Source organism: Ruegeria sp. AD11(2025), from assembly GCF_056542405.1.
The window spans coordinates 35,469-59,929 of the sequence record NZ_JBQFZU010000002.1 but is presented as its reverse complement, the minus strand read 5'-3'; the positions used below and the strand labels follow the sequence as shown (position 1 = coordinate 59,929).

Below are 24,461 nucleotides of genomic sequence, written 5' to 3'. Positions count from 1 at the left end.
TTTCCAGTGCCTTACGAAAACACCAGTTTAGCGGCGTTTCCGTTCGAAATTGATCCCGGACATGATTGCCTTGAACGCGTCTTTCTCGTCGCGGTTGATTCTCGCGCCGTTGTCGGCGATGTCGAAAACGGCCCTGTCCTCGTTCTGGCTGCGGCTCGTGCGGTTGCGCTCTTCGGCGGCCTGCGCCAGCCGATATGTCAGCGCCTCATCAGCCAGATCGGACAGTTCCTCTGCAGCTTCGGCAATCTCAGCATCCAACCCCCGGAGCGCTTTGATCTTTGCGAGTTCCTCAGCCAGTGTCATCTCGGCCTTTTCAACGTCGCCTGGTTTGTACACACAGGGGATTACTGCGACATGGCGAAGGGCCAGCAGGTTTTCAAGGGCTTCGGGCCCCAAAGTTTCGGCAATGTGGTCCTGCAGATGATCCGGATCATCAATCGCGTGACGCAGAATGGCATGGCGCAGAGCCGCGTGGTCTGGGTCGCGGCACTCCATCTCTTCCAGCTGGTGCTCGAATTGCACGACGACCCGTGGGTTCAGCGCTGCGATGGCCAGTATGGCCGCTTCACGCAGCTGGATTTCCGCCCCCTCGGATGAGGCCAGGAAAGAGGATCGCGCACCGGGTGTTGCTGGCTGTTTCTGCGGTTGCCACTTGCCGCGTGGCTGCCACTGGCGGTTCTGCGGCTGCCGCTGCGGACGGAAAAGCCGCCAGCGCAGGTCCTTGATCTCTTGCCCATAATGCGACCGGATCGAGGGATCGCGGATCAGCTTGATTTTGTCGCGTAGCACCTTGTCCAACGCTGCCTTACGTTCCGGACTGTCGAACACTTTGCCTTCGGTTTCGCGCTGCCACAACAGTTTGACCATGGGGATGGCCCCATCCAGCACAGCCTGAACCGCCCCGGCCCCTTCGGCCCGCAGCAGGTCATCCGGGTCCTTACCTTCGGGCATCAGGGCAAAGCGCAGAGATTTCCCAGCCTCGAGCAGAGGCAGCGCCAGATCAACAGCGCGCATCGCGGCGCGCAAACCGGCCGTGTCACCATCCAACGCGATGATCGGCTCATCCGCTATGCGCCACAGCAGTTGTAGCTGGTGTTCCGTGATCGCCGTACCCAACGGTGCGACCGAAGCGCCGAACCCGGCCTCGGCCAGAGCAATCACGTCCATATACCCCTCGGCCACGATCAGCGGTTGCCCCTTCCCCGCCGCCTGACGTGCTGGGCCGTGGTTGTAAAGACTGCGACCCTTGTCGAACAACTCGGTTTCGGGCGAATTCAGATACTTGGCGTTGTCACTTGGATCCATCGCCCGGCCGCCAAAGGCAATACACCGCCCGCGCGGGTCGCGGATCGGGAACATGATCCGATTGCGGAAGGTGTCATAGGGATTCTTGCCCTTGTTTGACGGCTTGGCCAAACCAGCCCCGAGGATCAGGTCCTCGGCGACATTCTTGCCCCGCAGATGATCCCACAACGCCTGCCAGCCGTCCGGAGCAAATCCGATCTCCCACCGCTCCAACGCCCGAACGTCCAGACCCCGACGGGTCAGGTAGTCGCGCGCGACTCCGCCAGCTCCGGTCTTGAGCTGCAGGCGGAAGAACTGCGCCGCCTGCTCCATCACCTCGGCCAACTGCGCACGACGATCCTGCTTCTCCTGCGCCTTAGGATCACGGGCAGGCATCGGCATTCCGGCTTCACGCGCCAGAATCTCTACCGCTTCCATGAACGAGACATTTTCGGTTTCTTTCACGAAACTAATCGCGTCCCCTTTGGCGTGGCAGCCAAAGCAGTAATAGAACCCCTTTTGGTCATCGACATGGAAGGATGCAGTCTTTTCGTGGTGAAACGGGCACGGGGCCCACATGTCGCCCTTGCCTTGATTGGACTTGCGCTGGTCCCACATGACTTTGCGCCCGACAACCTGAGACAAGCTCAGCCGAGTGCGCAGTTCATCCAGAAATCCGGGGGGCAAAGACATTCGTCAAACCTGCCAGAAATGATAACCCGCGCCAAGGGGATGACGCGCGGTTGTCCACAGGGAAATGACGGGCCTGTGGATTATTGCTGCAGGCACAACTCCAGCCACGCCGCACCCAGATCCTTTTTGCGGACATCCCGCATCTTTTGCTCGTAAACCCAAGGCGTGATCAGCGGAATGGCGTTATTGTAGCTTTCAGGCCATGTCGGGCCTGTGTCGGCCACCGCCTGTGGCACGTCGCGCTCTTTTACCCTGTCCAGGCGCGCTTTCTGAATCGCCGCAACGACATCGGCCTGATACTGGCAGCTTTGTTCTTTGGTTTCCTGAGCTGCCAGAGGTGTGGCCAGCAACAGGGCCGCAACGGCGATACGCAACATGGGGGTCTCCCGGAATCGTTTCTTTCGCGGCAGCTTACCCGGCAGAAGTATCGCCCGCTATCACCCTTTTCACCGCGCGCGGTCGTTAGGGGCAGAGCGGCAACAGGGGCGACCGGGCCGCAACCCGACCGCCGCCAACGCCGAAAGTTACAAACCCTTGGCGCGATAGCTTTTCGCGACGCGGTCAATGGCCACGATATAGGCCGCCGTCCGCAGATCCTCGACATCGTCGCGACTGTGCCACACCTCGCGCATAGACTGGTAGGCAATGCGCATGGTGTCATCCAGACCTGAACGCACCAGTTCCAGCTCATCCGCGCCGCGAAGGTACTTGGCCTTGAAGTTTGGAGACATCGACCATGCGTCACCCAGATAACGGTCCAACCGCTCCAACTCACTGACGATCAACTCGTGCCGCGCCTCTTCCTGACGGCGCTGCATCCGGCCAAAACGAATATGGCTGAGGTTCTTGACCCACTCAAAATAGGAAACCGTCACACCGCCCGCGTTTGCATACATATCCGGAATGATCACCGTTCCTTTTTTGCGCAGGATTTCATCCGCGCCTGCCGTTACTGGACCATTCGCCGCCTCGATGATCAGAGGCGCCTTGATCCGCTCGGCGTTGGACAGGTTGATCACCCCCTCAAGCGCAGCCGGGACGAGGATATCGCATTCCGCTTCAAGAACATCGGCCCCCTCGGCCGAATGTGTCGCATCCGGGTAGTTGCTGACCCCGCCATGCTTCACAATCCACTGCCGAACGGATTCCACGTCAATCCCGTCGGGGTTATACAACGCGCCATCCCATTCGATGATACCCACAATGCGCGAGCCGTCCTCCTCGCTCAGGAACTTCGCCGCGTGGTATCCCACGTTGCCCAACCCCTGCACGACAATACGCTTGCCATCCAGCTTGCCCGACAGGCCCGCCTTCTGCACATCCTCGGGGTGGCGGAAGAATTCGCGCAGAGCGTATTGAATGCCCCGTCCGGTCGCCTCGACCCGCCCCGAGATACCCCCGGCATTCAACGGCTTGCCGGTCACACTGGCGCGCGCATTGATGTCGGTGGTGTTCATGCGGGCATATTGGTCGGCCATCCAGGCCATCTCACGCTCACCTGTCCCCATATCCGGCGCGGGCACGTTCTGAGAAGGGTTGATCAGATCGCGCTTGGCCAGTTCATAGGCAAAGCGCCGGGTGATCTGCTCCAGCTCATGCTCTTCATATTGGCGGGGATCGATGCGCAGGCCACCTTTCGAGCCGCCAAACGGCGTTTCGACCAGCGCGCATTTATAGGTCATCAGCGCCGCCAGCGCCTCGACCTCGTCCTGGTTCACCGCCAAGGCGTAGCGAATACCGCCCTTGACCGGCTCCATATGTTCGGAATGAACCGAGCGATAGCCTGTGAAGGTGTGAATTTCGCCCCGCAGTCGTACACCGAACCGCACTGTGTAAGTGGCGTTACAGACCCGGATCTTTTCCTCTAGCCCTGGAGGCAAGTCCATCAGGGACGCCGCCCTGTTGAACATGAGGTCCACACTCTCGCGAAAGCTGGGTTCTTTGATGGCCGTCATTTAATCCTCCGTGCCAGCGAACGACTTACGTTCTGACGTTTTGTCGCACCCAATACGTAAACGATCAATATTTAAGCGAAAATAAAACCGACGAAACCCGAAGATATTTTTTCGAAGCCCCTGAGTCGCCCGACCATGAACACCCATTTGAAATTGTCGCCTATACGACAACAGAAGCGCCTAACACCCTCAAATTATCCCGCTTTTTCCAGCAAACCGGTCAAGACAGCGGCTTTTTCGCCTAAATCCCGCCACGATTCGGCGTTAATTTTTGAAAGTTAATATTTCCTTGGCAGTTTGGATGTCTGCTCAGCGAGGTCATCAATATGGTAATGCGCGTTTTCAGAAGCGGCTCTAAGAAAATTAAGAGCTTCACCACTTCGGCTCGTTGTTTCGCCCGGGACGAAGATGGTGGCGTGTTCACAATACTTGTAGTGTCGGGCTTTCTAATAATCATCTGTTTGACCGGCATGGGCGTCGACATGATGCACTTCGAGCGCGACCGGGCAAATCTTCAGGCCACGCTGGACCGCGCGGTTCTCGCTGCCGCTGACCTTGATCAGGAGCTTCCCCCAGCGGATGTTGTTAAAGAATACTTTGAGAAGTCCGGAGTGCGGGGCAAGCTGACGAAAGAACCCGAAGTTGTCGCTGGTATCGGCTCAAGACGTGTGACGGCAGACGCTGAAGTGACCGTCCACACTGCATTTATGTACCTTGCTGGCATTCCCAAGTTGCATTCTGTGGTAAGCAGCACAGCGGAAGAGTCCGTTGGGTCGATCGAGATTTCGCTGGTTCTGGATATGTCGGGCTCTATGCGTGACCCGTCTGCTGAGGCGGGAAAAACCAAAATCCAGGTTCTGCGTGAAGCGGCCAAGAAGTTCGTTGCGGCAATGTACGCAAAGGAAAACCCGGACAAGATATCAATTTCGATTATTCCTTATGCAACACAGGTGAACGCCGGGGAAAACATCCTGGGGAAATTCGTGAATGCAACATCTGAACACAGCTATTCGCATTGCGTGAACTTCACCACAGCCCAGTTTTCGGAAAAAGGGTTGAGCCCCTCGACCAGCTTGATCAGAGCGGCTCATTTCGACCCCTTCACTGGTCGATCAGGAAGCAACCTCATGACGGTTTGTCCAACAAGGGCCGGAAGTGACATCACCCCGGTCACCAATGTTATTTCGGACCTGAATGATCAGATTGACGCTCTTACTGCATCGGGAAACACGTCCATTGAAATCGGTATGAAATGGGGCGCCGCATTGGTTGACCCTGAAATTCGGCCCATCATCCAACAATTAACCCGACAGAAAGTGGACCCCACTTCGACTGAAGTGAATGCAAAAACGGTTGTACCTAAAACGTTCGACAATCGCCCCATGGACTACGATGCTGATGTTCAGAAAATCATCATCGTCATGACCGATGGTCAGAATACTTCCCAAGCAGTACTAAGATCAGACCTGCGTGATGGACTGTCAGATGTCTGGTACAACCCCGCCACTGAGTGGACGGAAAATTACTATGATAGATGGGGGCGGCCGCGCACCAGAACCGTCACTGGTGACGAATACAGCGTCCTCTCGTCGGAGAGCCCGCAAGAATACTACTGGACACGACAGGAACTGGACGGCAACGATCACCGCTATGGTGACTTGGAGGACGAACCAGGTACAGCGACACGGCTGACCTATCCAGAATTGTTCAACCAGGTGTCGCTTTATTGGAATGCTGTAAACAATTATGAGTGGGACCCCAACCACTATAACGACTGGTACGCAAATGCGTACAGCAACATTTACTCAGGCACAAAAAATACTCGCACAGCCTCTATCTGCTCAAAGATAAAAGAAAGCAAAAAAGTCAAAATCTACGGCATTGCCTTCGAAGCACCGCCAACTGGTCTCGCTACGATCCAAAACTGCGCCAGTGGTCCTGCTTTCGTCTACGTGGTCAACTCAAACGGTAACCTTGGGGAAGAAGACCTGACGCTTGAGCAAGCATTCGAGTCCATCGCTTCGTCGATCAAGCGCCTGAGGCTGACGCAATGACACGAAAAGCACTACAAAAAATAGTTCGTTTCAAACAGGCTGAAGACGGGTCATTAACCGTTGAATTCGTTATCCTTTTCCCCCTGTACATGTTCTTTATCCTGGGGGCCATTGAGTACGCGATGGTCTCGATCCAGCAATCGATGTTGGAACGATCGGTAGATCTAGTGGTGCGCGACATTCGCCTTGGAACCGGCTCAGGGCCTACGCATGACTCGATCAAAGATGCGATCTGCAGCAGATCCAGCATTATCAACAACTGCTCTGCCAATTTGCGGTTGGAGATGGTGGTTCAGGACCCCTACGCTGGCATCAATATCGACCCGACAGTGGATTGTGTTGACAGGGCGGAACCGGCCAAACCGGTACGAGAATTCTCAAATGGCGGATCGAACGAGCTGATGGTTCTACGTGCCTGCGCAAAGGTTAATCCGATTCTCGCCACAACCACCTTTGGGCGAGCGCTAACGACCGATGATGGCCTGGTTACGCTGACGGCGACGACAGCCTTTGTTCAGGAGCCTTGATATGACGCTTATATTTGCACGCATACAGCGATTTATCCGCGACTTTGTACGTCGCGAGGATGGCACTCTGTCCTTAGAAGCTATTGTTTTGTTCCCTATGCTTGTTTGGACCGTCACGGTAACCTTTTCGCTATATGACGCTTTCCGCCAGAGCACTGCTAACCTCAAAGCTTCTTACACAGTGGGCGACCTAGTTTCGCGTGAGACCAATACCATCACGGACCCGTATGTGTCGTCGATGTATGTCATGCTGCGCCAAATGGTTGGTAACCAGGCACCGTTGAAAATGCGCATGACTTTCATAATGTTTAAAGAGGAAGACGATCGCCATTATGTCGACTGGTCATCAGATTGCGGTTTTGGATTCGAGTGGCGAAATGACAACATTCACCTAATTCGCGACAGGCTTCCACCGATGTCTGACCTGGACACACTGATCATCGTCGAAACCACGAACGACTATGATCCTGTGTTCAAACCGCCATTGTTGAACGGTTGGCTGAACGGAAAGCGCAAGTTCGAAAACTTTGTCTTCACGCGCCCGCGTTTCACCGATCTGATCCCTGGGAACGTTTCCGTGCAGGGTTGTCAGCAAAATGACCTGGATGTGCCTGTAGCAACAACGAGCTAAGCACATCCGTCATGAATTTGGTTTCGGCGGCGGCGGTCATTCCGCCGACGCCCACCCGGCGCCCGACACGCCACCATAGCCCGGGCGCCCAGCTATTTTCCCCACTAACGCGTGTTTTCAGCAGAAACCCGTTCGAAGGTTTGAATGCGAATACCCCCCGATCCACGGCCTCGATATCCTCTACTTTGGCGATGAGGTGCCCTGCCCCGGTTCGGAGTTCGGAAGACGTCAACTCGATCCAGTCGTTCGTCGCGTGCCACATGCGATACGCCAGCCAGAACGCCGCGCCGCCAACCGCAAGCAGAAAGACCAGCCACAGGGGCTCGGGCGGTTGCACCAGTGCTACAGACAAAACCAAAGCGCCGACGATGCTCAGCATCCCGACGCCGAGCCAACGTCTGGCGGGTGAAGGCCTAATAGTGGCCAGAATGTCTTGCTGCATGTGAACCCCTGTTGTTACCCCGTGGGTTTACCGACTTCTGGTGGAAAAAAACAGGGGGGCTGCTACTGCCGATTTTCGCACATTCCCCGTTCTTTTCTGCCGATTGACGCTGTCCCAGTCGAAAATACATGGTGACCACAACTGAAGGAGGCCATCATGTCCCTAAGACCCGTTCTGGAAACCCGGAAAGCCATCGCCGCATTGGAAGGTGCAGGCGTCAAACTGCACCGCGCGTTCGGTTTTCAGGACCCGTCCGAGCTTGACCCGTTTCTGCTGTTCGATGATTTCCGAAACGAGCGTCCACAGGATTATCAGGCCGGGTTTCCTTGGCATCCCCATCGCGGGATCGAGACGATCACCTATGTTCTGACCGGTTCGGTTGAACACTCGGACTCGCTGGGCAACAGCGGCACACTTGGCGCTGGAGACGTTCAATGGATGACCGCCGGTTCCGGGATTCTGCATCAGGAGATGCCGGCTGGGAATCCGTTAGGCCAGATGCACGGCTTTCAGCTGTGGGGTAATCTGCCCTCGGCGAAAAAAATGTCCGCGCCGCGTTATCAGGACGTCAAAAGCAAAGACATCCCGGAAATCACCGATGATGATGGCACCAAGGTGCGTGTGATCGTGGGTAAGTTCTGGGGTAAGACCGGCCCGGTCGACGGGATCGCCGCCGATCCGCAATACCTGGATGTCCATGTCCCGGCAGGGGTTAAAAAGACGCTCAAAATCGATACCTACCGCCGCGCCTTTGCCTATGTGTTCGAAGGTAGTGCTGCCTTTGCCGACGCCTCGCAACCTACTGGCATCCTGCTGGAAAAAGAAGTCGCCGGACAAGAGGTCAATATCCGCGACATGTCCGGTGACCGGACGCTGGTCCGGTTTGGTACCGGGGATGAAATCACTGTTCAGGCCGGGCCTGAAGGTGTCCGGTTCCTGCTAATCTCGGGCGCGCCGATTGACGAGCCGGTCGCCTGGCACGGCCCAATCGTCATGAATACGCGGACGGAGTTGGAGCAAGCCTTTCGAGACCTGCGCAACGGCACTTTCATTCGCCCTGCGCATTAGGCCGTTCAAGCCGAAACCGACCGGCGGACCATGTCCCAATAGACTTGTTCGACCTCGTCCAGCGACAAGCGCCCGCCGGCTCGGTACCATGTCATGACACCGTTGAGCATGGCAATCACCGCCAAAGTTGCGATTTTGGTATCGGCGATATCAAACACTCCGGCCGCCTGCCCCGCGCGCAGGATCGCCTCAAGCGCGTCTTCATAGTGGCGGCGTAACGCTTCGATCTCTGCAAAATTCTCGGGTGTCAGGTTGCGCAATTCCATATAGGCAATAAACACCTCGTCCGGGCGCTTTAGGTGAAAGCGGATGTGAAACCCGACGAATTGACGCAAGGCTTCGGACGCATCCGCGGATTGATGCTGATCGTCATAGGCGGACAACAAGTCCTGCATATGTTCGTGCATCAGACGAAACAGCAGGCTTTGCTTGTCGGGCGTGTAGTTATACAGCGCCCCCGCCTGCACCCCGACCTCACCCGCAATCTGACGCATGGATACGGCGGCATAACCGTGGCGGGCGAACAAAGCCAGCGCCGCCTTGCGGATACGTGGGCCGGTGATATCGGAATGTGAACCTTGAGTACGTGCCATTCCCGCACCGTATCTGAACGCATGTTCAGATAGAACCCCGCTTGAACCAATGCCATAAAAGGTGCATCACGTTTGCAATCCACCGTGAAAGGGATCTGAATGAAGCCCCTGTCTATGCTGATCCTGATGCTAATCTGTGCCGGATGCGCAGATTTTCCGGAACTGGAAGGGCGTGAGCAGCCAAGCGTCAAATCAGCCCGGTATCCAGAACTCATTCCCATTCAGGAAAGCCTCGGCCCGCCGGTTGATCCCGCAAACGAGGCCGCAGAGGTCGAAGAGGACCTTGTTGCCCGGCGTGAAGCGCTGGAGAAAAAGGCAGAAGAACTTCAGGCTGCGGAAATCAACTGACCCTTTGCGATTCAGGGTCCGCGCCGGGCCGCGACGCATTGCACCCTAGCGCCGAACCCGCTAAGGCAGCGCTGAACGGGCAACAGGCCTGATACGACGAAGTTTTCGAGCGGAAAGGAACCCACGGGATGACACAGGCGCTGCGGCTGGGAATTGCGGGCTTGGGAACGGTTGGCGTGGGTGTCGTGAGGATCATCCGCCGCCACGCGGACCTGCTGCAAGCGCGTACGGGGCGGCCTGTTGAAATAATCGCTGTATCGGCGCGCGATGCCAACAAAGACCGGGGTGTGAACCTTTCCGATTATGCTTGGGAAACAGACCCGGTTGCGCTGGCAAAACGTGATGACATAGACGTTTTCGTCGAACTGATCGGTGGCGAAAATGGCCCCGCCAAAGCCTCGGTCGAGGCGGCACTTGCCACCGGCAAGGATGTGGTCACCGCGAACAAGGCGCTGTTGGCGATCCACGGTCAGGAACTTGCCGAAAAAGCCGAGGCCGCCGGTCGCGTGATCCGGTTTGAAGCTGCCGTGGCCGGCGGCATCCCGGTCATCAAATCTCTGACCGAAGGGTTGGCCGGAAACGAGATTACCCGCGTCATGGGCGTGATGAACGGCACCTGCAACTACATCCTGACCCGGATGCAATCGCAGGAGTTGGGTTATAATGCCCTGTTCGAGGAATGTGCGGAATTGGGATATCTTGAAGCCGACCCGAACCTGGACGTCGGCGGTATCGATGCGGCGCATAAACTGGCGCTGCTATCCTCGATCGCTTTCGGGACCAAGCCGAATTTCGACGGCATCCAGATCGAAGGCATTCAGCATATCAGCCTGGATGACATCCATCAGGCCGACGACATGGGCTATCGCATCAAGCTGCTAGGCGTTGCGCAGCGCTCAGCGCGTGGTCTGGAACAGCGGATGCAGCCGTGCCTGGTGCCCAGCAGCTCGCCCCTTGGGCAACTGGAAGGTGGCACCAACATGGTGGTGATCCAAGGCGACGCGGTCGAGCAGGTTGTCCTGCGCGGCCCCGGCGCTGGAGAAGGCCCCACGGCCAGTGCCGTAATGGGCGATGTCTGCGATCTGGCGCGCGGGCTGCAGATCCCGACCTTTGGCCGCCCCGCGACCTCTCTACAGGACGCGCAGCCTGCCGTGACCGGTCTCCCCGCCCCATACTATCTGCGTCTGGCCCTGTTCGACAAACCGGGTGCGCTGGCAAAAGTCGCCGCGATCCTGGGCGATGCGGGCGTTTCGATCGACCGGATGCGGCAGTACGGGCATTCGGAAAGCACCGCACCGGTCCTGATCGTGACCCACAAGACCACACGCGCCACGCTGGACGTTGCCCTCGGTGGGCTACGCGAGACCGACGTGGTGGCCGGCGAACCCGTTGCATTGCGGATTGAAGAGGTTTGACCCTTGCGGCCTGCATGAAACGCAGGCTATGCCGGACAAAACGCCTTTATTGACCTGAGGATACAGAACATGAGTGCTGCCAAAGTAGATTTTAACGACCGCCTGCTGTCTCTGGGCCTTGCGCGGGTGGCGGAACAGGCTGCTCTGGCCTCTGCCTCGCTGGTCGGTCGCGGCGACGAAAAAGCCGCCGATCAGGCAGCCGTGAACGCCATGCGCGAACAGCTGAACCTGCTGGACATCGCAGGTGTCGTTGTCATCGGTGAAGGCGAGCGCGACGAAGCGCCGATGCTGTATATCGGCGAAGAGGTCGGCACTGGTGAAGGCCCTGGAGTTGACATCGCGCTGGACCCGCTGGAAGGCACCACGCTGACCGCCAAGGATATGCCCAACGCGCTGACAGTGATCGCCATGGGCCCGCGTGGATCGATGCTGCACGCGCCCGACGTCTACATGGACAAGCTGGCCATCGGTCCTGGCTTCCCCGAGGGTGTCGTCAATCTGGACATGAGCCCCCGGGAGCGTGTCGAAGCTCTGGCCAAGGCCAAGGGTTGCGAGCCTGCCGACATCACCGTCTGCATTCTGGAGCGTCCGCGTCACGAGGCGATGATCGCCGAGGTGCGCGAAACCGGCGCCTCGATCCGCCTGATCACCGATGGTGATGTGGCCGGTGTAATGCATTGCGCCGAAAGCGAAGAGACCGGCATCGATATGTATATGGGCCAGGGTGGCGCGCCCGAGGGTGTTCTGGCCGCAGCTGCGCTGAAATGCATGGGTGGCCAAATCTTTGGCCGCCTGTTGTTCCGCAACGACGACGAACGTGGCCGCGCCGCCAAGGCGGGCATCACCGACCTGGACCGCGTTTATGCCCGTGACGAAATGGTGACGGCGGATGTGATCTTTGCCGCAACCGGAGTAACCGGTGGCTCGCTGCTGCCGCGCATCAAGCGTGAGCCCGGTTGGGTTGAGACCACCACCCTGCTTATGCGGTCGAAAACCGGTTCGGTACGGCGCATGAGCTATCGCACACCGATGTGGCCGCACGACAACGCCTAACCGCTTGCGCCTGAACCGCGCGCGAGGCTATCCATAAAGACAGTGAGGCCGGGTCCGAGAGGGTCCGGCCTTGGCACATCAGGGGCAGGCCATGAGTTTTCTAGGGGTTGAACAGTCATTAACCGGGCGGCGTTGGATCGGGCCAACGCCCGAAGTGGAACGCGCAACCGAGATGCTGGTACAACAGGCCGACCTGCCCCGCGCGGTGTGTCAGGTGCTGGCACGACGCGGCGTTCCCGCGATGGAGGCCGACGGGTTTCTGGAACCCAAGCTAAAGGAGCTGTTGCCCGACCCGCGATCCATGAAAGACATGGAAACGGCAGCAACACGGTTTCTGTCGGCGGTTCGAAGTAAGCAACGGATCGCGGTCTTTGCGGATTATGACGTGGACGGGGCCAGCTCAGCCGCCTTGCTGCTGGTCTGGCTGCGTCAGATGGGCCTGCAAGCAACACTTTATGTGCCCGACCGGATTGACGAAGGCTATGGCCCCAATGTCCCCGCCATGCAGGAACTGGCAACTAACCACGACCTGATCATCTGTGTGGATTGCGGAACGCTCAGCCATGAGCCTATCGCGGCTGCCACGGGCGCGGACGTCATCGTTCTGGACCACCACTTGGGCGGTGAAACCCTGCCAGATTGCGTGGCTGTGGTGAACCCGAACCGGCAGGATGAAAGCGGCGATCTGGGGTATCTCTGCGCGGCTGGCGTTGTGTTTCTGATGCTGGTCGAGGCCGGGCGACAACTGCGCGAGGCCGGGGTCAAAGGCCCCGATCTGATATCACTGCTAGATCTGGTGGCGCTGGCGACGGTTGCGGACGTCGCCCCGCTGATCGGCGCGAACCGGGCATTGGTTCGTCAGGGATTGAAGGTTATGGCCCAACGACTGAGGCCGGGTCTGGTGGCCCTGTCCGACGTGGCACGCATGGACACAGCGCCCAACAGCTATCACCTGGGATTTCTGCTTGGTCCGCGCGTAAATGCGGGTGGGCGAATTGGGCAGGCCGATCTAGGGGCACGGCTGCTCAGCACAGATTCGATGCACGAGGCCGAGGCGCTGTCGCAGCGGCTGGACGAATTGAACACCGAGCGCCGCGATATCGAAAACGCCGTACGCGCGGCTGCGTTGGAACAGGCCGAGGAACGTGGGCTGGACGCGCCCCTGGTCTGGGCGGCGGGAGAGGGCTGGCATCCTGGCGTTGTGGGCATCGTAGCCTCGCGCCTGAAAGAAAACGCCAACCGCCCGGCAATTGTCATTGGCTTTGATGGAGATGAGGGCAAAGGCTCGGGACGCTCAGTGTCAGGTGTTGATTTGGGAGCTTCGATCCAGCGCTTGGCCGCCGAGGGGCTGCTGGTCAAGGGCGGCGGTCACAAGATGGCAGCCGGCCTGACCGTGATGCGCGATCAGCTGGAACCCGCGATGGAGCGGCTATCCGCATTGCTGGCCAAACAGGGCGCGGGCGAAGGCGGACCGGCCGATCTGAAACTGGACGGAACCCTGATGCCGGGCGCGGCGACGACCGACCTGATCGAACAGATCGAAAAGGCGGGCCCGTTCGGCGCCAGCGCGCCTGCCCCTCGATACGCCCTGCCGGACCTGCAGGTGCGGTTTGCCAAGCGAGTCGGCGACTCCCATCTGAAACTGTCCTTGGCCGACGGTGTTGGCGGCGGTCTGGACGCCATCGCGTTTGGGGCTTTTGACGGGACAATGGGCGAAAAGCTGTCCAATCATGGTGGGGCGCGGTTCCATTTCGCCGGGCGGCTCGAGGTTAACACATGGGGCGGTCGGCAGAGCGTGCAACTGAGGCTCGAAGACGCTGCTGAGGCAAATTGAGCCCAGTTTCAGACTCGGGAAAAAACTTTCACATCCCTGCGTTTTTCGGCTTGCGGGGGTCACAGTGAAACCGTAAAAGGCCCTCCACAAGCCAGCGTGGCCCGTTCGTCTATCGGTTAGGACGCCAGGTTTTCAACCTGGAAAGAGGGGTTCGATTCCCCTACGGGCTACCACTTGTGCTTGTGCCATTGACAAATGGCCCGTTCGTCTATCGGTTAGGACGCCAGGTTTTCAACCTGGAAAGAGGGGTTCGATTCCCCTACGGGCTACCATTGTCACATCCAGCGATCCCAAAAAGTGTTCATTCATAAGGGAATAACTGCGTGTCTGACATGTCCTTTCAATTCTGAATAGCTCAACCAAAAAGAACTGCATTCAATAAAGCCATAAAAACACTAAACGTTTCTCATGGGTTTGTACGCTATGGAGAACCGACCACTTACGGAGATTCTTTCCAAGGCCAAGTCTGCAACAAACGGTTTTGGAAAGCCGACTGTTTTCGATGTGGGAGCAAACGTTGGTCAGTCTTTTCTGCTGTTTCGGATATTGCTTCCAGAAGCTGAAATCCACTGCTTCGAGCCGTTTCCACAAACGTTTTCTCGGTTGGAAGAAGTCGTGAGTGGCGACAGGTTGGCTTTTGCCCACCAAATGGGTCTGGCCTCGAAAGTTGGACAGGTACGATTCACTTCCGACCTCAACACGGGAAATCACAAGGTTCCCGAAGGAGAGCAGCTTTCAAAAGATGAGATACAAGTCGAAGTCGTAACTGGCGACTACATCTGCGAGAGCATGGGCATTGAAGCAATCGACTATTTAAAGGTCAACGCTGAAGGCTACGACCTAGATGTTCTTCTTGGTTTTTCTGACATGTTGCGAAAAGGCCGGATTACTTATTTGCAGGTGTAGTGTTCGACGAACCTGGACAACCGGTTTCACGCGCATCTGGAGCGGTTTATTCACTTCTTGCACCCATTCAATTACCGGTTGACCGACATTATAGAACCCGTCCGCAGGGTGAATAAAACCAGGCAGGCTCTAAATGGTATGTGGTATTGCAACGCCGTATTTGCTCGAGAAGTCGAATCCCCAAAACTGCGACGGGACGGGGTAAACTAGCTGCAGAAACGAGAGCAAACTCGAAGCTCGCGGATCCCGAAAACTGCTCTACTTTCACGTACCGAACTTATCTCGGCACAGATCCTGAATCTGTCCCCAGATTGATTTAAATTCCGGTGTGTTTTCCGCCACGTAGTGAAAGTTCTTCATCAGACCGGTGAGTCGCGTGAACACCTGCCGCACCTCGGCCTTATCCCCAAACTCTGCCGTCGATTGGGTCACGTCATAGACCAGCTTGAAGGTCATCTTCTGACGCGCAAGCGGAACGGTTGCGTCCACTTTGTCGAAGGCGTCTTGCTGCAGGTAGACCATGTCCACAAACAGCGCCTTTTGCTGGGTGACAAAGTCCTCGATGGTGACCCCCTCTTCGCCCGTCACCTGCATCATCTGGTCGACCTGCTCACCCCTTTCGATCAGGTCCAGAAGTTCGCGCACTTTGCCGGTCCAGCCCGGCTCGGCGTTTTTATCATACCAGTCCGACAGCTGATCGGTATAGCGCGACCAGCTGAGCATCGGGTCGACCGCAGGGTAGAACCGCTTGTAGGCACGCTCGGAGGACAGGCCAAGAAAGCACTTCACCGTGGATAGCGTCGATTGCGTAACCGGCTCATCAAAGTTTCCGCCCGCAGGTGACACCGTGCCGATCAGGGTCAGGCTTCCCAGATCGCCATCGTTGGTCTTCATGGCACCAGCGCGCTCGTAAAGGCCCTTGATCGAGCTTTCCAGATAGGCGGGGAAGCCTTCCTCACCCGGGATTTCCTCCAACTTGCCAGAGGTTTCGCGCATCGCCTGCGCCCAGCGGCTGGTACTGTCTGCGATCAACAGCACGTCATAGCCCATCTGGCGGTAATACTCGCCAAGGGTGATGCCGGTGAAGATCGATGCTTCGCGCGCAGCAACCGGCATGGAGGACGTGTTACAGATGATGATCGTGCGATCCATCAGGCTGCCACCTGTCGTCGGGTCGGTCATCTTGGGGAATTCGTGAATCGTTTCAACGACCTCGCCCGCGCGCTCACCGCAGGCAACAACGATCACAATATCCACCTTGGCATTTCGCGCGATCAGGTTCTGCAGCACCGTTTTGCCTGCCCCGAACGGCCCCGGAATACAGGCCGTACCGCCACGCGCGATGGGGAAGAACGTGTCGATCAGACGTTGAGACGTCAGAACCGGCTCGGTCGGATAGAGCCTTTCAGACAGCGCGCGTTTCAGGATGCTTTCTGGCAGTGGACGCCTCACCGGCCATTTCTGCGAGAGGGTCAGTGTGTGCTCGCCACCCTGCTCATCTTCAAGGCGTGCAACGATGTCGTGGATTGTGGCAGCACCCTTTTGCACCCAAACCACCTTGTAATCGCCCACCCAGTTGAACGGCAACATGATCTTGTGGTTGAAATGGCCCTCGGGCACGGTCCCAATGCTGTCGCCCGCCGTGACTGTGTCGCCAACCTTGACCGACGGCGTGAACGACCACTTGGCCTGCGTGTCCAGCGAAGCTACATCCGCTCCGCGCGGCAGAAAGGTACCGAATTCGGCGGCCACCTTGGGCAGCGGCGATTGCAAGCCGTCAAAGACCTGCCCCAGCAGACCTGGCCCCAGTTCAACCGACAGTAATTGCCCGGACTGTTCAACCGGATCGCCCACAGCCACCCCGTCAGTGCTTTCGTACACCTGCACGTCCGCTCTGTCGCCGCGCACCCGCAGCACCTCGGCCTTCAGGCGTTCCTGGCGCCCACCCGGACCGGGGCGTGTGGGTAGAATGAACACAACCTCGTTCTTGACCAGTTGCCCGGGTTGCCCCGAAGCATCTTGATTGGCCTGTATCTGCACCAGCCCCTCCTGCACCGAGACGACGCGGGCGGTGGCGGTCTGCGTGGTGGTGGTTGGGGCTGTCATGCGCTTGCTCCATCAAAACCAATATCGGCGATACCGGCCATGGCCTGCTGCGCCAAATGTTCAAATCTCTTGGCCGCGTCCTGCGCATTGCTTTGCGCCCAGCGGTCGAAAATATTCCAGATCAGCACATAGATCGCCACGGCCTCGAAATCGAACAGGTGGCGGGCGGCGTGCTTTTTCAGCTGCTTGTGGCTGACCGACAAGAGCAACCGCTCCAGTCCCAGCGGGTCTTCTGCGTCCAGCAACTGTTTGGCCTCCCTGATCCAGCGCATTGGCCCGTCCAGCTTAAAGGTTGGGTCGGTCCAGTTGGCCGGGATGTGCCGCGCCCAACGCCCCATGCCAAACGTCCCGGAAGACGGGCTGCCCCCTTGCTTGCGCAGGCGCAACGCGGCGACTGTCGTGCGCAGATCCATCCGTTCAAGAAACAATGTGCGCAGCGTTGCCTGCGGGATGTCGCGCAACGCCTCTTTACAGCGCTCGATGGCCTGAGCATCGGTGACGTCCATACCGTAGTCACCCCAGTTCAGCGCATACTCCAACAGCTTCAAAACGCGCGCATCCTCGGGCGTCAGCGCCATCAGACGCCGATCCAGCCGCAGCCGCGACAAAGGTGGCTGTTTGGCAACAAACAACCGTTCCGAGCCCGGAAGGCTGCTGACCAGCGCGATATAGGCGTCGGGGTCCGACATGTTACCGGATCACCCCTTCCAGCACCGCGCGGAAGCGGGGTTGTAGGTGCTCCATCAGCAGCGAGGCCACGGCCTTGTCAGTCAGGTCCAGAACTACACCCTGATCTTCGGCACGCACTCTGATGCCATCCTGCGCGTTGTCCGAGGCGTGCAGTTCGACCTGTTCGCGCAACATGTCAGCGGTCAGGCCCAGAACGTATTTGGTCAGCTTGCCCGACTGAATGTCATCGGCGTTCTGCTTGATATCCTCTTGCGTTGCGACTTTGGCGGGCAGGATGACCTGCACCTTGCCGTCCAGCTTCGCCTCGGTGGCGGCACGTCCCACCACCTCAAGGATCATCTGTTTCAGCAGTTCCGGATCGCCCATTTCCTTGGTGACCAGACGTTCGACATCTTCGCGGAACCGGTCCGTCAGCCCTGCTTTCATAGTCAAGACCGCGTCGCGCATGGCAGTGTTCAGCGCTTCTTCACCCGCTGCACGGTAATTGTCGGATTCGCTGCGCGCCTTCTTCTGATACGCATCCGCCTTGCGTTTGGCGTCAGCCAGAATCTTTGCGGCCTCGGCCTTGGCATCCGCGCGCAGCTTATCTGCATCCGCCTGCCCAGCCGCCACCCCATCATTGCGCAGTTTGTCAATCAGAGCGTCGACACCGTGCGAGATCATCCCATCCTGTGCCATCAGCTGATCCCCGCGCTGATGACCAAGGCAAAGACAAAGGCAAAGACACCAAAACCTTCAATAATCGCGGCGGGAGCCAGCGACAGGCCGAAGATTTCCGGTTTTTCCTTGGTCGCGTTGATCGCCGCCGCACAAGCGCGGCCCTGCCAGATACCGCAATACATCAGCGCGATGCCCGACAGGATGCCGATCCCGAACAGCCCGCCCGCGTTTTCCGGTGTCACGTCACGGTTGAGCGTGAACATGATGACGATGCCATAGATCACCATGGTTGATGGAAAGGCCGAGACACCGACGAACCGGCCATAGCCGCCCTCTGTCTCGGTCATGGCGCCGATACTGGCCATACCCGCAATCGAACAACCAATGGCGCTTGCTGCCGCACCCAAAGCCATGGGAGCGTAAATCCCCAGCCAACCCAATGTCAGAACAAACTCATTCATTCCTGAACCTCCTTGCGGGCAAACGGGCGAAAGACGATGCCTTCATCCGGCAGACCCCATTTAAAGAATTCGATGTAATTGAGACGTAACCCGTGAACGACACCGCTCATCAATGCGAGGGCGAAGTTCAGGATGTGGCCGATGATCAGGATCAACAGACCGAACAGAATGCCCGGCCCTTTCAGCGCGTGGATCACCGACATAGCCAGATCGTTGAAGGTGATCGCCAGTGAAGCCGAGGCCAGACCCAGCGCGAACAGGCGCATATAGCTGAGCACGTCCCCAAACGCCCCCATAGCCCCGGCAAGGCCTTGCACCCCGTCGATCAGGCGCCATGCCCAGTCGGTGGGTTTCTTGATCTCCCGCTCGCTGGAGAACAGCAGGATCGCCAGAGCCCCCACGATCAGGATCACCGCCCCCGGCGTCGGGGAGTTCCCTTTCATGTAGCTGAGCCACAGGACGAACCCGCCGATCAGCGCCGCAATCCAACCCAGATTGGCAATGGCTTTCCTTTGTCCCCATGCCGCCCGCGCGGCCAGTGCATTGGCCAGCACAAGGTTCAGGACCCCAACAACGATCGACACCATCATCATGACCCCGAAATTGTTCATATCCAGCAGTTTGAGTTTGGCCCAGATTGACCCATCCGGCGGCGACACTCCGAAATAGCTTCCGACCAGAATGCCGTACACAATCGTCGCACCCGAGATGATCAGCCCGAAAAGCCGCCACGATCTCTGCCCGACGGTCCCTCCCATCCGCTTCCAAAACAGCAGCAGGCCCAGCAAGATGACGGCTCCGTATCCCGCGTCGGCCACGATCATCGCGAAAAAGAACGCAAACGAGGCAGCGACGATGACGCTCGGGTCCCAATCCTTGTAGCCGGGTACTTGATAAAACAGTGCCAAGTCCACGGCAGCACTGCGTTTTTCCGGTTGTTCCAACAGCGTAGGCGGCGTGTCGTCTGGCCCCGGCTCCTCAATCAAGACGGCGGCATCCTTGGCCTGAGCCATTTCAAGCACGGCCTCAATGCGATCTTCGGGCACCCAGCCTTGCAGGGCGAACATCGCCTCTTCGTCGCGCACTTTCTGTGTGGCATGGGCCAGTTCCGCCGCGCTTTCTGCCACGGACAAGTTCCGCCGCATCAGCGTCAGGTAGCGCGTCTGCGCAACCCGTTCGGCCTCAAGCGCTTCGATGGCGATCTCGGCCTCTTCCAGCTGCGCCTCTAACTCGTGAATGGGCAGCGACCCGGTATGAGTGCGCGCAACCGGCAGGATGTCGTCGGCGGGCTCTTCCGGGGCGATCAGGACGGCGTAGATGAACCGATGATCCTGCTCCAGAATGGCCCAGGGCAGCGTCAGGTCCGACAGCGCATCTCGATGCTTCACCGGCAATTGGAAGAACCACAGCCGATTGCCCGCCAACACATCATCGGGTGGAAAGTCCAGGTCTCCCCATGGTCGCACCTGAGCGATCCGATGGGCCAGAAAGTCCCGCCGATCGGTCATGTCACGTGTGCGCTGCATCAGGTCCAAAACGTCCCTGACGAACTGGTCCATCTCAAAATCGGGGTCACGCTGTATCTGGCGGCGCGGCTCTTGCACGTCTGTCAAATACCTCAAAGCCTTATAGGCGTGTCTTGCACCACGTTCGCTGATCTTTTCGGGCTCGGCCGGTGGCGGAGCCAGCGGCAGGACGTGCATACATCCCAGATCCTGCAACGCCTCCAGTGTCTCGGTCTTCTGCCCTGCGCGTCCGACCAGCGACAGTTTCTTTAGACGCGCAACACTCATGACACGGCCTCCTGCGCGTGTTTGCGTTTGGAGATTTTCGAGCGCACGACGGCCTGCATTTGCTCGTCACTCAGATAGATGCGGATCTTCTTGATATTGGCCTTGGCGCGCGGGATCAGAACCTTTTCGAACAGGTTGACGCGTTGGGTGATCGTGGCGACGGCCTTGTCGAAAATCTTCACCCGCTCCTCGGCCACTTTAACCCGCAGGCGCGCTTCGATCATGTCGTGCAACAACTGCGCAGCGGCATCGACCCAATGGGGTTTCGCCAGCAAAGAATAGGGTCGCACGGCAACCTCAGTCCGGTCGAGCGCAGGCATTTTCACACCGACAACATTGACCTCTTTGACCTGATAGTCCTTGAGTTCAACCAGCCCGTCCAGATCGACACCCTGCTGCGCCAGCATCGGCAGCTTCGCCCCGACCTGTTGCGCCAGTTCCTTGACCTCTTCCTCCAGACGTCGCACATCTTCGCGCGCTTTCGCGCGTTCCGCCATCAACTGCTGGCGCTTCAGGTCCAGCGACGGCAGGAACCGCTCATAGCTTTTCAGCTGCGTCTGCTGGCGGGCCAGCGACGATTTATTCAGCTGCAACCGCGCCATCAGCATCCTTCGGGAAGTACTTGTCGACCAAAACCTGTTTCATCAGCAACTGTTCGGGCTGGAAACACTCGGCCAGCGTTTTCCATCCCAGGTCCAGCGCATCTTCCAGCGGGATCGATACGTTGATGTCCATGAACCGCTTGCGGAACAACGCGCCGAATTTCAGCAGCTGGTGATCGTAATCAGACAGATCAAACGCCATCGCCTGTTTCTGCGCGGCATCACGGCTTTCAGAATAGAACCGGATCATCGTGTTCATGATCTGGCCGTGATCTTCGCGGGTGGTTTTGCCGATCACGTTCTGCTTGAGGCGCGAGAGGCTACCGAACGGGTCAATCACACCCGAGTGCAGATAGATCTGCCCTTCAGTGATGTAGCCGGTGTTGTCCGGAACCGGATGTGTCACGTCATTGCCGGGCATCGTGGTCACGGTCAGCACCGTCACCGATCCGCCCTTGGTGTAATCACAGGCTTTCTCGTACCGACGCGCCAACTGAGAGTATAGATCGCCCATATACCCACGCTGCGAAGGGACCCGTTCCTGACTGATGCCAACCTCTTTCATCGCATCAGCAAAGGCGGTCATGTCGGTCAACAGGACCAAAACGCGCTTACCCTCTTCCACCGCAAATTTCTCGGCCACGGCCAGTGCCATGTCGGGCACCAACAGGCGTTCGACCAGAGGATCCATCGCCTGATTGACGAACATCACCGTGCGCGAGAACACGCCCGCATCCTCGAACGACGTCCGGAATGTGTGGTAGTCATCAAAGATCAAACCCAACCCGCCGAACACCACGATATCGGCATCGGCCTGAATACCGATTCGGCTGAGGAACGCATTGAACGGCTCGCCCGACACTGAAAAAATCGGGATTTTCTGGCTTTCAACCAGCGTGTTGAATACGTCGATCATCGGCACATCCGTGCGGATCATCTTATTCGGGACCGCTCTTTCAGCCGGGTTTACAGTCGGCCCTCCGATATCGATTCGAGGCTCAGCCGACAAGTCCGGCCCGCCATCAATCGCCACCCCTGCCCCGTCAAACACACGACCCAGAATATTGGCTGAATACGGCGTCTGCATCGGGTGGCCAAGGAAGGTTGCGGTTGCTTCGGTCGAGATCCCCTTGGTGCCGGAAAACACCTGCAGCGTCACCACATCGTGGTCGATGAAAATCGCCTGCGCCAAGGTTTTATGCCCATCGACCGTCTCGATCACCGCCAGGTCATTGAACCGAACCGCAGCGTCTGTAGACCCGTCCAACGGCACCCTGACCTTGATCGTATCCCCTACAATTTCCAGTACACGCGTGTATTTCAACAGACTCTGGGACATTGCCTATCCTCATGCGTCCTAGTGATTTTGCCAATCAGCGAAACGTTCGTCAGCGGCATTTTTTGTAATCGCGGGTGCAGCTTACAACGAATTCACAAATTGACAACCGAGGATGCCTTGTCGTTGCGCCACCCTCAAATTCATCAATTACTAAAAATTTAGTTTGACACATACGCAAGAAATCGCTGATGCTGTTCGCCATCCGGTTCGCGCCGGAAACCATAATTTTTGGGAGGAGACAGATGCGGAGACATCTACTTTCCGCAGTGGCGGCGGCTGCCGTCATTGCGGGGCACGGGTCCGCTTGGGCCGACGAAGCCGCAGCACAACGTTGGATCGACGACGAATTCCAGCCATCGACCCTGTCGAAAGACGAACAGATGAGCGAGATGAAGTGGTTCATCGAAGCTGCACAACCCTATGCTGGCATGGAAATCAACGTCCTGTCGGAAGGCATCCCCACCCACTCGTATGAATCCGAGGTTCTGACCAAGGCGTTCGAGGAAATCACCGGAATCAAGGTCAATCACCAGATTCTTGGTGAAGGTGAGGTTGTCCAGGCAGTTCAGACCCAACTGCAAACGAGCCGGAACCTGTATGACGGTTATGTCAATGACAGTGACCTGATCGGCACCCACTCGCGTCTGCAACAGGCTTATCCGCTGACCGATATGATGGCAGGCGACTGGGCGGCGACAACTTCGCCGACGCTGGATCTGGATGACTTCATGGGTATTCAGTTCACGACCGGTCCGGATGGCAAACTGTATCAGCTGCCCGATCAGCAGTTTGCGAACCTCTACTGGTTCCGCAAGGACTGGTTCGATGACGAGGCCAACAAAGCCGCGTTCAAAGAAAAGTACGGCTATGATTTGGGCGTTCCGGTCAACTGGTCGGCCTATGAGGACATCGCCGAGTTCTTCACCAACGACGTGAAAGAGGTCGACGGCGTAGCGATCTACGGCCACATGGACTACGGCAAGCGCGCACCTGACCTTGGTTGGCGTATGACCGATGCTTGGCTGTCAATGGCCGGTGCCGGTGACGTCGGCGAGCCGAACGGCATTCCGGTTGACGAATGGGGCATCCGCATGGAAGCGGGCACCTGTAACCCTGTTGGTGCATCCGTGTCCCGCGGTGGTGCTGCAAACGGCCCGGCTGCGGTCTATGCGATCCGCAAGTGGGACGAATGGCTGCGGGCTTATGCCCCTCCGGGTGCAGCATCCTATGACTTTTATCAGTCGCTGCCGGCGCTCAGCCAGGGCAACGTGGCCCAGCAGATCTTCTGGTACACCGCCTTTACCGCCGACATGGTGAAGCCGAAGTCCGAAGGCAACAACACCGTGGATGACGAGGGCACGCCGCTGTGGCGGATGGCGCCCAGCCCGCACGGCCCCTACTGGGAAGAAGGCCAGAAGGTTGGTTATCAGGACGTGGGTTCCTGGACTTTCCTGAAGTCGACCCCAGCGGATCGTGCTCAAGCTGCCTGGCTCTATGCCCAGTTCGTGACCTCCAAAACTGTCGATGTGAAGAAGTCCCACGTGGGTCTGACCTTCATCCGGGACAGCTCGGTCAATCACGAGTCGTTCACCGAACGCGCACCCAAGCTGGGTGGTCTGGTCGAGTTTTACCGCTCGCCTGACCGTGTGGCATGGTCGCCGACCGGCATCAACGTGCCGGACTATCCGAAGCTGGCCCAGATCTGGTGGCAGCAGATCGGTGACGTGAACTCTGGCGCGTTTACCCCGCAAGAGGCAATGGACCGTCTGGCCGAAGAGATGGACATCACCATGGCCCGTATGCAGGCCGCGGATGAAAGCGCCGGTGTCTACGGTGGCTGTGGTCCCCGTCTGAACGAACCGCAGGACCCGGAGTTCTGGCTGGAAAAAGCCGGTTCGCCGAAGGCCAAGCTTGAGAACGAAAAGCCGCAGGGGCAGACCGTCAACTATGACGAACTGGTTCAACGCTGGCAGTCTCAGTGAACCATTGAAACCTGGGGGTGCCGGT

The 24,461-nt window shown here is 58.1% G+C and carries 22 protein-coding genes and 2 tRNA genes; 12 read left to right on the top strand and 12 right to left on the bottom strand.

Translation table 11 applies throughout. The features are described 5' to 3' along the window. Positions 1–27: 27 nt before the first annotated feature. From dnaG to ACR1XY_RS02105, 3 genes are all read right to left on the bottom strand, one after another. Entirely contained in the window at positions 28–1,977 is a 1,950-nt protein-coding gene (gene dnaG, locus ACR1XY_RS02115; RefSeq protein ID WP_480589553.1) for a DNA primase, read from the bottom strand. Positions 1,978–2,057: 80 nt separating this feature from the next. After that, entirely contained in the window at positions 2,058–2,354 is a 297-nt protein-coding gene (locus ACR1XY_RS02110; RefSeq protein WP_480589552.1) for a hypothetical protein, read from the bottom strand. 147 nt (positions 2,355–2,501) lie between these two features. Further along, on the bottom strand, positions 2,502–3,932 hold the full coding sequence (locus ACR1XY_RS02105) for a Glu/Leu/Phe/Val family dehydrogenase (protein ID WP_480589551.1): 1,431 nt from the start codon (positions 3,930–3,932) through the stop codon (positions 2,502–2,504). A 326-nt stretch (positions 3,933–4,258) separates the two neighbouring features. Between ACR1XY_RS02105 and ACR1XY_RS02100 the strand changes: the two genes are divergently transcribed. Genes ACR1XY_RS02100 through ACR1XY_RS02090 form a run of 3 tightly spaced genes read left to right on the top strand, consistent with a single transcriptional unit; the run spans position 4,259 to position 7,144 of the window. Further along, complete coding sequence (locus tag ACR1XY_RS02100) at positions 4,259–5,986, top strand: Tad domain-containing protein (RefSeq protein ID WP_480589550.1); 1,728 nt, start codon at positions 4,259–4,261, stop codon at positions 5,984–5,986. Then, entirely contained in the window at positions 5,983–6,513 is a 531-nt protein-coding gene (locus ACR1XY_RS02095) for a TadE/TadG family type IV pilus assembly protein (RefSeq protein WP_480589549.1), read from the top strand. Before ACR1XY_RS02100 ends, ACR1XY_RS02095 begins: the two co-directional genes overlap by 4 nt. Before the next feature lies 1 nt (position 6,514). Further along, positions 6,515–7,144 (top strand): TadE/TadG family type IV pilus assembly protein, encoded by a 630-nt coding sequence (locus tag ACR1XY_RS02090; protein WP_480589548.1) that lies wholly within the window; start codon positions 6,515–6,517, stop codon positions 7,142–7,144. On the opposite strand, the gene ACR1XY_RS02085 is transcribed toward ACR1XY_RS02090, so the two are convergent. After that, complete coding sequence (locus tag ACR1XY_RS02085; protein ID WP_480589547.1) at positions 7,062–7,586, bottom strand: hypothetical protein; 525 nt, start codon at positions 7,584–7,586, stop codon at positions 7,062–7,064. The genes ACR1XY_RS02090 and ACR1XY_RS02085 overlap by 83 nt on opposite strands. Positions 7,587–7,742: 156 nt before the next feature. Here ACR1XY_RS02085 and ACR1XY_RS02080 point away from each other — a divergent pair, with 156 nt between their 5' ends. Then, positions 7,743–8,654 (top strand): pirin family protein, encoded by a 912-nt coding sequence (locus ACR1XY_RS02080; protein WP_480589546.1) that lies wholly within the window; start codon positions 7,743–7,745, stop codon positions 8,652–8,654. 5 nt (positions 8,655–8,659) lie between these two features. Here ACR1XY_RS02080 and ACR1XY_RS02075 read toward each other — a convergent pair whose 3' ends face one another. After that, on the bottom strand, positions 8,660–9,247 hold the full coding sequence (locus ACR1XY_RS02075) for a TetR/AcrR family transcriptional regulator (protein ID WP_480589545.1): 588 nt from the start codon (positions 9,245–9,247) through the stop codon (positions 8,660–8,662). Between the two features lie 99 nt (positions 9,248–9,346). Here ACR1XY_RS02075 and ACR1XY_RS02070 point away from each other — a divergent pair, with 99 nt between their 5' ends. The 7 genes from ACR1XY_RS02070 (at position 9,347) to ACR1XY_RS02040 (ending at position 14,803) form a co-directional block, all read left to right on the top strand. Continuing rightward, positions 9,347–9,595, top strand: a complete 249-nt coding sequence (locus ACR1XY_RS02070) for a hypothetical protein (RefSeq protein ID WP_480589544.1) — start codon at positions 9,347–9,349, stop codon at positions 9,593–9,595. A 128-nt stretch (positions 9,596–9,723) separates the two neighbouring features. Then, positions 9,724–11,010, top strand: a complete 1,287-nt coding sequence (locus tag ACR1XY_RS02065; RefSeq protein ID WP_480589543.1) for a homoserine dehydrogenase — start codon at positions 9,724–9,726, stop codon at positions 11,008–11,010. Between the two features lie 69 nt (positions 11,011–11,079). Then, the gene (glpX, locus tag ACR1XY_RS02060) at positions 11,080–12,063 is read left to right on the top strand and encodes a class II fructose-bisphosphatase (protein WP_480589542.1); all 984 of its coding nucleotides are present in this window, start codon (positions 11,080–11,082) and stop codon (positions 12,061–12,063) included. Between the two features lie 91 nt (positions 12,064–12,154). Next, on the top strand, positions 12,155–13,897 hold the full coding sequence (gene recJ / locus ACR1XY_RS02055) for a single-stranded-DNA-specific exonuclease RecJ (protein WP_480589541.1): 1,743 nt from the start codon (positions 12,155–12,157) through the stop codon (positions 13,895–13,897). A gap of 98 nt (positions 13,898–13,995) precedes the next feature. Then, a tRNA-Glu gene (locus ACR1XY_RS02050) sits at positions 13,996–14,070 on the top strand. A gap of 24 nt (positions 14,071–14,094) precedes the next feature. Then, positions 14,095–14,169, top strand: a tRNA-Glu gene (locus ACR1XY_RS02045). A gap of 151 nt (positions 14,170–14,320) precedes the next feature. Beyond that, the gene (locus ACR1XY_RS02040; RefSeq protein WP_480589540.1) at positions 14,321–14,803 is read left to right on the top strand and encodes an FkbM family methyltransferase; all 483 of its coding nucleotides are present in this window, start codon (positions 14,321–14,323) and stop codon (positions 14,801–14,803) included. A 264-nt stretch (positions 14,804–15,067) separates the two neighbouring features. On the opposite strand, the gene ACR1XY_RS02035 is transcribed toward ACR1XY_RS02040, so the two are convergent. The 7 genes from ACR1XY_RS02035 to ACR1XY_RS02005 are packed head-to-tail and all read right to left on the bottom strand — an operon-like array spanning position 15,068 to position 22,454. Then, positions 15,068–16,909, bottom strand: a complete 1,842-nt coding sequence (locus ACR1XY_RS02035; RefSeq protein WP_480589539.1) for a V-type ATP synthase subunit A — start codon at positions 16,907–16,909, stop codon at positions 15,068–15,070. Beyond that, complete coding sequence (locus ACR1XY_RS02030; RefSeq protein ID WP_480589538.1) at positions 16,906–17,598, bottom strand: hypothetical protein; 693 nt, start codon at positions 17,596–17,598, stop codon at positions 16,906–16,908. The genes ACR1XY_RS02035 and ACR1XY_RS02030 overlap by 4 nt, the downstream gene beginning before the upstream one ends. Before the next feature lies 1 nt (position 17,599). Then, a complete protein-coding gene (locus ACR1XY_RS02025) occupies positions 17,600–18,277 on the bottom strand; it encodes a hypothetical protein (protein WP_480589537.1) in 678 nt (225 codons plus the stop codon). Further along, on the bottom strand, positions 18,277–18,720 hold the full coding sequence (locus ACR1XY_RS02020; protein ID WP_480589536.1) for an ATP synthase subunit C: 444 nt from the start codon (positions 18,718–18,720) through the stop codon (positions 18,277–18,279). Before ACR1XY_RS02020 ends, ACR1XY_RS02025 begins: the two co-directional genes overlap by 1 nt. Further along, positions 18,717–20,513, bottom strand: a complete 1,797-nt coding sequence (locus tag ACR1XY_RS02015) for a V-type ATP synthase subunit I (protein ID WP_480589535.1) — start codon at positions 20,511–20,513, stop codon at positions 18,717–18,719. The genes ACR1XY_RS02020 and ACR1XY_RS02015 overlap by 4 nt, the downstream gene beginning before the upstream one ends. Further along, positions 20,510–21,115 (bottom strand): V-type ATP synthase subunit D, encoded by a 606-nt coding sequence (locus ACR1XY_RS02010; RefSeq protein ID WP_480589534.1) that lies wholly within the window; start codon positions 21,113–21,115, stop codon positions 20,510–20,512. Before ACR1XY_RS02010 ends, ACR1XY_RS02015 begins: the two co-directional genes overlap by 4 nt. Then, positions 21,093–22,454, bottom strand: a complete 1,362-nt coding sequence (locus tag ACR1XY_RS02005) for a V-type ATP synthase subunit B (protein WP_480589533.1) — start codon at positions 22,452–22,454, stop codon at positions 21,093–21,095. Before ACR1XY_RS02005 ends, ACR1XY_RS02010 begins: the two co-directional genes overlap by 23 nt. 242 nt (positions 22,455–22,696) lie before the next feature. Here ACR1XY_RS02005 and ACR1XY_RS02000 point away from each other — a divergent pair, with 242 nt between their 5' ends. Continuing rightward, positions 22,697–24,436, top strand: a complete 1,740-nt coding sequence (locus ACR1XY_RS02000) for an ABC transporter substrate-binding protein (protein WP_480589532.1) — start codon at positions 22,697–22,699, stop codon at positions 24,434–24,436. The last annotated feature ends 25 nt before the right edge of the window (positions 24,437–24,461 follow it).